The organism is Accumulibacter sp. (genome assembly GCF_023806635.1).
In the GTDB taxonomy this organism is placed as follows: domain Bacteria; phylum Pseudomonadota; class Gammaproteobacteria; order Burkholderiales; family Rhodocyclaceae; genus Accumulibacter.
The window spans coordinates 1-8,069 of record NZ_JAMTDQ010000111.1 but is presented as its reverse complement, the minus strand read 5'-3'; the positions used below and the strand labels follow the sequence as shown (position 1 = coordinate 8,069).

General features: G+C 65.5%; 9 protein-coding genes. 4 read left to right on the top strand and 5 right to left on the bottom strand.

Annotation, left to right across the window (positions count from 1 at the left end; genetic code table 11):
* Positions 1-100 precede the first annotated feature (100 nt).
* From NFW30_RS18965 to NFW30_RS18950, 4 genes are all read right to left on the bottom strand, one after another.
* Entirely contained in the window at positions 101-538 is a 438-nt protein-coding gene (locus NFW30_RS18965; RefSeq protein ID WP_295355457.1) for a thioesterase family protein, read from the bottom strand.
* Positions 525-1,160 (bottom strand): TetR/AcrR family transcriptional regulator, encoded by a 636-nt coding sequence (locus NFW30_RS18960; protein ID WP_295355459.1) that lies wholly within the window; start codon positions 1,158-1,160, stop codon positions 525-527. Before NFW30_RS18960 ends, NFW30_RS18965 begins: the two co-directional genes overlap by 14 nt.
* Before the next feature lie 304 nt (positions 1,161-1,464).
* Positions 1,465-1,896, bottom strand: coding sequence for a PIN domain-containing protein (locus NFW30_RS18955; protein ID WP_295355461.1), 432 nt, complete (start codon positions 1,894-1,896; stop codon positions 1,465-1,467).
* Positions 1,893-2,126 carry a type II toxin-antitoxin system prevent-host-death family antitoxin gene (locus NFW30_RS18950; RefSeq protein WP_295355463.1) on the bottom strand — a complete coding sequence of 78 codons (234 nt, stop codon included), beginning with the start codon at positions 2,124-2,126 and terminating at the stop codon, positions 1,893-1,895. Before NFW30_RS18950 ends, NFW30_RS18955 begins: the two co-directional genes overlap by 4 nt.
* 553 nt (positions 2,127-2,679) lie before the next feature.
* Between NFW30_RS18950 and bfr (NFW30_RS18945) the strand changes: the two genes are divergently transcribed.
* The 4 genes from bfr (NFW30_RS18945) to NFW30_RS18930 all read left to right on the top strand — a co-directional run bounded on the left by bfr (NFW30_RS18945) (position 2,680) and on the right by NFW30_RS18930 (position 5,513).
* Positions 2,680-3,165 (top strand): bacterioferritin, encoded by a 486-nt coding sequence (bfr, locus tag NFW30_RS18945; protein WP_295355465.1) that lies wholly within the window; start codon positions 2,680-2,682, stop codon positions 3,163-3,165.
* 12 nt (positions 3,166-3,177) lie between these two features.
* Positions 3,178-3,660 carry a bacterioferritin gene (gene bfr / locus NFW30_RS18940; protein ID WP_295355467.1) on the top strand — a complete coding sequence of 161 codons (483 nt, stop codon included), beginning with the start codon at positions 3,178-3,180 and terminating at the stop codon, positions 3,658-3,660.
* A 168-nt stretch (positions 3,661-3,828) separates the two neighbouring features.
* Complete coding sequence (locus tag NFW30_RS18935; RefSeq protein ID WP_295355469.1) at positions 3,829-4,032, top strand: (2Fe-2S)-binding protein; 204 nt, start codon at positions 3,829-3,831, stop codon at positions 4,030-4,032.
* A 134-nt stretch (positions 4,033-4,166) separates the two neighbouring features.
* On the top strand, positions 4,167-5,513 hold the full coding sequence (locus NFW30_RS18930) for an HD-GYP domain-containing protein (RefSeq protein WP_295355471.1): 1,347 nt from the start codon (positions 4,167-4,169) through the stop codon (positions 5,511-5,513).
* 223 nt (positions 5,514-5,736) lie between these two features.
* Here the strand turns inward: NFW30_RS18930 and NFW30_RS18925 are convergent.
* A partial coding sequence (locus NFW30_RS18925; RefSeq protein ID WP_295372480.1) for an adenosylcobalamin-dependent ribonucleoside-diphosphate reductase occupies positions 5,737-8,069 on the bottom strand: 2,333 nt, incomplete at its 5' end.

Sequence of the window (8,069 nt, the reverse complement as noted above, 5' to 3'; positions counted from 1 at the left end):
CAGCAATACCGGCACCACCCCGGGGCCAACGTACTGGCGTGCATGGGTCAGCAGCAAGGCATCCATGGTCGGCTTCCTCCTTTTTTCCGGGAGAGTATCGTCAGAGCAACGATGCGAACGCCTGGCGGGCGATCGCCGAAAAGGGCTGCGAGCGACGCGTCGTGTCGTTGACCTGGACGATCACGGTGCTGGCCGTTGCCGCACGCTGGCCGTTCTGGAACAACCCTTGTTCGAGGGTGATCGAACTGCGACCGATCCTGGCGGCACGCGTGCCGATATCGACACGACCGGGCCAGGTGATTTCGGCGTGCAGATCAAGGGTCAGGCGGGCTATCACGAACGAGCACTGCTCATCGGCCAATGGTCGGTCGGGGTTGTAGAGCAGTTCCACACGTCCGGTCTCGAGCATGCTGGCAAAGACGGCATTGTTGACATGACCCTGGCGGTCGGTGTCGGCGTAGCGCAGTTTCTCGTAGGTGCGCAGCGCGAAGTCATCGATGCGCGCCTCCGCGAGCGGTATCGTTTCAACATCCTGCATGATCGGCTTCCTCCGGATCGGTGTGCGGTTCAGTGCCGGGCACCGCCAGGCGCTCGACCGCCTGCCGGCAAACGGCGAGGATTCGTTCGGAGAGGTCCGGGTCGTCTACCGCACGGGCCAGCGCGATGCCGCCAACACACAGGGCCATGAACGCCATCGCGTCGTCGAGGCGTGCCGGATCGACCGGGCTGCCTTCGTCAGGAGCAAGGCAGATGGCGCGCAACGACTTGCGCAACTCTTCCTCATAGGTCTTCCTGAAGGCTGCATTGCTTCGGCCCGCATCCGACGCCAGTGCGGCCAACGCACAGCTGTCGGCCAGGTCGTCGCGATGCGCCATCGTCAGATAGCGCTTGCCCAACCGCACCAGCCGACTGCGCCACGACTCCCGACCGACCGTCGCAATCCAGCGCGGGCGGTTGTCGAGCAAGGCGAAGCGAAAGGCAGCCGCAGCCAGTTCCTCCTTGTTGCCGAAGTGCGCGTAGAACGCGCCGTGCGTGAGTCCCGCTTCCTGCATGACCGGGGCGATGGCGGCGCCAGCCAGCCCTTCGGCGCGCAGGCGGGCTGCGCCCGCCGTCAGGATGCGCTGCAGTGAAGCCTCCTTGAGTTCGGATCGAGTGACCATGGTTTCTCGCATGACGCATATCATACAAGCAGAATCTCACATGATACTCGTCATGTCAACCCGAGTGCAGCAAGGACAAGCGGGTTTCGTGCGCCGTCTCGGGCTGATTCCGTCTCCGCCGCTGCTTGCGCAGCGTCGCCGGACGTGGCGAGCCACGTGGCAACCTCGGGCGCATCGCGAAACCGCAAGTTCAGGCGGGCGACGCGCGTGCCGCGGCGAGGACGGCGAAACCCCTGTGGACCGTCTCCGTGATCAAGTCATCGCCCGCTTCTTCTTCGGCTTTCTCGCCGTGGATGACGGACTTTCAGTAGAAGCGATGTACGGTCAAGCCGAGAGCTTCGGCCGCAACGGCCTGGACCTTGTCAGCCGTGGCAAACGCGGCAGCGCCGATTGCGCGTGCGGCGGCGAGGTGCAGGGCATCGAGCGCACGCAGGGAGATTGCCGGGATGATGTCGATCAGGTCGCGCGCCGCGGCATAGTCTTTCAGGGCAACCGACTGAATCTGCCAGGCGCCGGCGCGCACATGCCCGTCAAATTCGGCCAGTGCGCACCGTTCGAGCGCGGCGTCGATCTGTCCGGCACGCCTGCGCCGTGCCAGCAGGCAGCGGAATTCGACCAGCGTCAGGGCCGCCGTTGCCGGTGCCCCCTGACGATCAGCCCAGTCGAGAACCTGCAGCGACCATGGCTCGCGGACATAGCATTTCGCCAGGGCGCTGGTATCGATATAGGCGCTCAACAGCGATCTTCCCGGTCTTCGGCAAGCAGAGCTTCGCTGGGTATCGTCTGCAACGGCTGGTTGGCCAGAAAGTCGCGCAGCGAACGCAGGCTTGGTTTGGTCGGGTGTATCGGCAGAATGCGCGCGACCGGTTCACCGCGCCGCGTGACGATCACCTCGTCGCCGTCGGCGAACAGTTGCTCGAGGTGGGAAAGCCCTTCGCGGGCCTCACGGATGGTGACTGTGCGCATCGCGAATCTCCTTGTGTCACAAGAGCATCAATTGTGTCACAACAGGTGCCATCCTGCCAGCCTGGAAGAATTGTCAAACAGGGCCGCACTATCCCGTTTCACCCGCCGAGCCGTCGCTGGCAGACAACCCGGTGACCGACCGGGACCCTTGCGAACGGTACACATCATCAGTTTCGTCGGCAATCCGGTTGACCTGACGGGCCGCCGGAGCCAGCGGCACGGCACGACGAGCTTGGCGAGCCGGAGACTCACCGGTCTGGGTGCGTTCCGGCGTCGGCAGGTCTGACACCGCGCACCCAGACGATGGCGGCCCTGCCGTCGTCCGTGCCGCTCCCGGAGAGCCCGTCAAAGCCTTGCTGGACGGCCCTGCGTCGACCGTCTTCAGGCACTCGCCAGCGGGGCAGCTCGCCGAAGATACTGAACCGGCTGGGAAGAACGCTGTCCACTACGCCCGGAGCACGAGGGGCAACGACATGGCACAAGTCGCCGCTGCGGCTTTCCGCTTGCCCCAGCCAAGCACTCGACCCGGGATCGCCGGCTTGCGGAGGGTTTAATGAAAAGCGACGCAAAGATCATCAAGCTGCTGAACGACCTCCTCGCCGGCGAATTGACCGCCGTCGACCAGTATCTCATCCACGGTGAAATGTATGCCGACATGGGCTTGCAGCGATTGGCCGACAAGGCGCTGCACGAGTCCGAGCACGAGCGCCAGCACGCGCAGGCGATCATGCAGCGGATCCTGTTTCTCGAAGGAACTCCGGACATGAGCCGGCGCAGTGCGCTGACGATCGGCAAGTCCGTCCCGGAAATGCTGCAGGCGGATCTGGACTACGAGTTCCATGTCGTCGGCGAACTGAGGAAGGCCATCACCATCTGCGAGGAAATGCAGGACTACGTGACGCGCGACCTGCTCGCCGTGCAGCTCGACGACACCGAAATGGACCACGCGTACTACCTCGAGAAGCAGTTGCGACTGATCGGACTGGTCGGCCTGCAGAACTATCAACAGAGCCAGATCGACCCTGGCAGGACGGCCTGACGAGGTGCCGCGATGAAAACGGACAAGAGAATCGTCGCTGCCCTGAACAAGGTGCTGAAGAACGAGCTGACGGCGATCAACCAGTATTTCCTGCACGCCCGGCTGTTCCGCCACTGGGGTTTCGACAGGCTCAACGACTACCGCTACCGGCAGTCGATCCGCGTCATGAAGGAAGCCGACCGGTTGATCGACCGCATCCTCTTCCTCGAGGGGCTGCCCAACCTGCAGAACGTGGGCAAGCTGCTGATCGGCGAGGACGCCGTCGAATGCCTGCAGGGCGACCTGCGGCATGAACGCGACGTGCACCGTCCGCTGCTCGTGGAAGGCATCGGCCTGTGCGAGGAACTGCAGGATTTCGTCAGCCGCGACCTGCTCGAGGAGCTTCTGGAGCACTGCGAGGAAGCCATCGACTGGCTAGAGACGCAGCACGCACTGATCGAGCGCGTCACCGTGCCGAACTACCTGCAGGCGAACATGGAGCCCGGCGGCGACTGAGCGGTTGTGGGGAAATCGTTGCCTGCAGCCCGAGAAGCAATGCGCGGGCGAGTGGCCTGCGCCGCCGATCGGCCGCACGGCGGAATGATCGGCAAAGCCTGGGCGCTCAGCCAGTGATCGCAATCGCGTCCGGCCTGCCGCCAGCCATGATTTTCCCGGAGGAAGAACGTGTACGTCTGCGTCTGCATGGCGGTCACCGAGCAACAGATACATGAAGCCGCCCGGCGCGGAGCCAGGACGTTGCATGACCTGCGACGCGATCTCGGCGTCGCGAGCGAGTGCGGCTCCTGCGCCACTTTCGCTCGCGAGTGTTTGAAGAAGGGCCGGGAACCGCGGCCGAGCCCCGCCCCGGCAAAGCGGCCGGCTTCCTGAGCGGGTGTGCGATGGGCCAAGCATCGGCCTGACGCCGACGCGAGTGCGGGCTTGCCGCGACGCCGGCAGGGGCATGACTTGCGGCACGGGCTGACCGGTGCTACGCTCCCCGCACTCCTTTCGGCGACCGCGACATGTGGAACCAGACCGAGAAGCCCGTTCCCATCGACCCGTCTCAGGTGGTCGTCGGCCTGTACGTCTGGCTCGACGTGTCCTGGAACGAGCATCCATTTCTCTGCAGCCGGTTCAAGGTCGGCAACGCCCAGCAGATCGCCGCGATTCAGGCCTGCCAGGTGGCCGGAAAGCTCTATTACTTCCCGGAGAGAAGCGCCGCCCTTCCCTTGCCGCTGAAGGCTTCCGCGGTCCCGACCGCGAAGCCGCAAGATCAGGAGATTGTCGCCGAAGGACGCGATTCGCAGGATGCCGCGGACTGTGCCGGGCGCGCCGACAATCCCTCAGGCGAGGCTGAGACCAGCGAAAGGTGTGCCGAAGTCGCACGCGAGAAGCAGTTGAAGGAAGAGCGCAGGCGCAGGCAGCAGGAGCTCACGGCCCGTGCCGAGCGGGCCTGGGAGTGCGCGGCCCGCGTGACGCGGGAAGCGATGACCCAGATGCCCCACTCGCCGAAGCAGGCGGGGGCGAAACTGCGTGGTCTGTCGGAGGACATCGCCAGCCGAATCGCCCAAGGCCAGGAAGTCGCGCTTCGCCTGATTGGCGACAAGGGAGACGAGGGACCCCAGTTCCATGCGCTCAACGTCATGACCCTGTCCGTTCTGCTGGGCAGGGCTGCGGGGCTCGACGAGGGCCAGCTCGCCGAATTGGCGCTGGGCACGCTGGCGCACGACATCGGCAAGGCGCAAATCCCGGCGCACGTCCTCAAGACCAGGAACCGCACCCGGTACGAGGAGGATCTGTATCGGCGGCATGGCGCCTATGGCGTCGAACTCGCCGAGGTATCCGGTGCATTCGGGCCGTCTGCCCTGGCAGTCATCGCCGACCATCATGAATGCCTGGACGGCAACGGCTGGCCGACCGGGAAGCGCAACCCTGGCCTGGCCGCCCGCATCGGGGCGCTCGTCAACCGCTATGACCGCCTGTGCGCTCCGGAGTCTCCGGATCGCGACGCCATGATGCCCACAGCGGCCCTGGCCCGCCTGTTCCGGGTCGAGTCGGCCAGGTTCGATCAGCGCCTGCTCAGCATGCTCATCAAGTTGCTCGGGGTGTACCCGCCGGGTACGATCGTCCGGCTGAGCGACGAATCACTCGGCCTGGTCGTCGCTCCGGGGAAGGACAGCCTGCGCCCGACCATCCTCGTCCACAACCCCGAATTCGACAAGCAGGATGCGCCAACGGTGGACCTCGCCGAGGTTGACGAGCTCAAGGTCGAGGAGGCGTTGCAGCCGGCAAGCGTCCCGCCGAGCATACTGCACTGGTTGAAACCACGCGAACGTCTCTCGTACTTCTTTACGAGCGAGACGAAGTGACCAGCACGGCTGGCGTGACCGGCACGTCGCCGATCACGACACCAGCCGCACGCCGTCCGTCAGGGCCCGCAGCGCTCGCGGCACCGGCGGCCCGCGTCGGCGCCCCTGGTCGTGAAAGCCATGACCGCTGCCCCTCGCCCTCGACCCTTCTCCGGCGTGCCAAAGAAGGGAGATTCGTGAGCGGCGGAAACGACTCACCAGCACGGCCGCCAGCGCCACGACACTAGCCGCAGCTGCCGACCGCACCACAGGCGGTGCAGAAATCGCAGCCGTCCTTGCGGATCATGGTCATGTTGCCGCACTCCCCGCACAGCTTGCCGGCGGTGGCCGGGGCCGCGCTGCCGCCGGCCGGAGTCTGCAGGATGCCCATCTGCTGCAGCGGCAGGCCGTGCTCGTCGAGGATGCCGAGCATCGCATAGCGGTGGATGATCAGCTGCGCGAGGTAGGCGACGGTGGACGGGTAGTTCGTCTGCCGGCGGGTGCCGGGGATGAAGGCCATGAAGTCGCCGAGCGGCTCGGGATAGTCGAGCAGCTTGCGCAGCTTCATGCCGATCCACGCCGGGTCGAGGACGCGCATGTCGAAGGACAGCAGTTTCGTCAGCCCGTCGAGGGCGCGCGGATAGTTGCCCGAGAGCCAGACCGAGTACGGCCGGGTGACGCCATCGGGCAGCGTGATCTCCTTCAGGCCGAGGACGAAGTCCTCGCCGGTCGCCGGGTTGAAGACGTCGACGGTCCAGGACAGCGTACCGTCGGTGCCGGTCTTCGGTTCCTTGCGGCTGAACATGGCGTCGAGCACCGGTGTCGGCCCTTCGTGGCGGAACGAGTCGAGCCGGTCGACGCGGAACTGGATCAACTGCGCCATGGCGGCGACGACCGAGGGCATGCGCTTCCTCTCGCCATGCGGCGGAAACGGCATCTCGAAGCCCTCGTCGCCGGCGGTCCTGGCCAGCGACTCGAGCTTCAGCGCCAGCCAGCCATGGTCGTTGGCGCGCATGTCCATCGACAGGGTCTTGGCGACGGCGCCGAGACCGCGCGGCTGCTCGGGCCCGTTGACCCAGGCTTCGAAGGGCCAGTGGCGGCCGTCCTGCTCGATCTGGCCGACAAACAGGGCGAACTTGCCGTGCGTGTGCTCGATCATGTAGGTCCACGCCATGTTGCCCTCGAGCATGTTCGGGCGATTCGGCCAGCGCAGGCTGGCGAGCACTGGCGCCGGCAGCGTCTTGATCGTCAGCCGGCGGTTGGCATCGCCGATCTCGAAGTCCTGCGGCTGCTTGCGGTCTTCGGCCTGCTTCTGCGACTCGACCGAGAGCACCGAGCCGAGGACGGCGTTCGGGCGATAGGTGGCGAGCCCCTTCAGGCCCGACTTCCAGGCGGTGAAGTAGAGATCCTGGAATTCTTCGTAGGGATAGTCGGCCGGTACGTTGACCGTCTTCGAGATCGAGGTGTCGATGTACGGCGCAACCGCGGCGACCATGTCCTTGTGCGCCCTGGCCGAGATCTCGAGCGCGGTGACGAAGTAATCGGGCAGTTTCTCGACATCGCCACCGAGGTGCCTGTAGAGCCGCCAGGCGTAGTCCTCGACGGCATACTCCTTGAGGGTGCCGTCCGCCATCCGCTTCTTGCGGCTGTAGGTCCAGGAGAACGGCGGCTCGATGCCGTTCGAGGCATTGTCGGCGAAAGCCAGCGAGATGGTGCCGGTCGGCGCGATCGACAGCAGATGCGAGTTGCGCAGGCCGTGCCTGCGGATCTCGCTCTTGATGTCGGCCGGCAGGCGTGAGGCGAAGTTGCCGCCGGAGAGGTAGAGTTCGGCGTTGAACAGCGGGAAGGCGCCGCGCTCCTTCGCCAGTTCGACCGACGCCAGGTAGGCAGTGTCGCGCATGAACTCCGAAATGCGGGCGCCCATGGCCATCGCTTCGGGGCGATCGTAGCGCAGGCGCAACATGCACAGCGTGTCGCCGAGGCCGGTGAAGCCGAGGCCGACGCGACGCTTGTTGGCCGCCTCCTCACGCTGCCGCTCGAGCGGCCAGGCGGTGACGTCGAGGACATTGTCGAGCATGCGCGTGGACACCCTGACGACTTCGGCAAAGGCCTCGAAATCGAACTCGGCGTCGATCGTGAACGGCGAGCGGACGAACAGCGTCAGGTTGATCGAACCGAGGCAGCAGCACCCGTAGGGCGGCAGCGGCTGCTCGGCGCAGGGATTGGTGGCCTCGATGAGCTCGCAATAGTAGAGGTTGTTGTCCTTGTTCATGCGGTCGAGGAAGAGGATTCCGGGTTCGGCATGATCGTAGGTGGATTTCATCACCTGGTCCCACAGGTCGCGCGCGCGCACGCGCCGATAGACCCAGACGCCGTCGTCACGCTGGAAGGCGCCAGCGCGCTTCATGTCGGCACTCGGCTCGGCGCGGTGCGTCAGCTCGACCTCGGTGTCGGTCTCGACGGCCTGCATGAAGGCATCGGTGACGGCGATCGAGACATTGAAGTTGCTCAGGTCGCCGTGATCCTTGGCGTGGATGAAGACCTCGATGTCCGGGTGGTCGCAGCGCAGCACGCCCA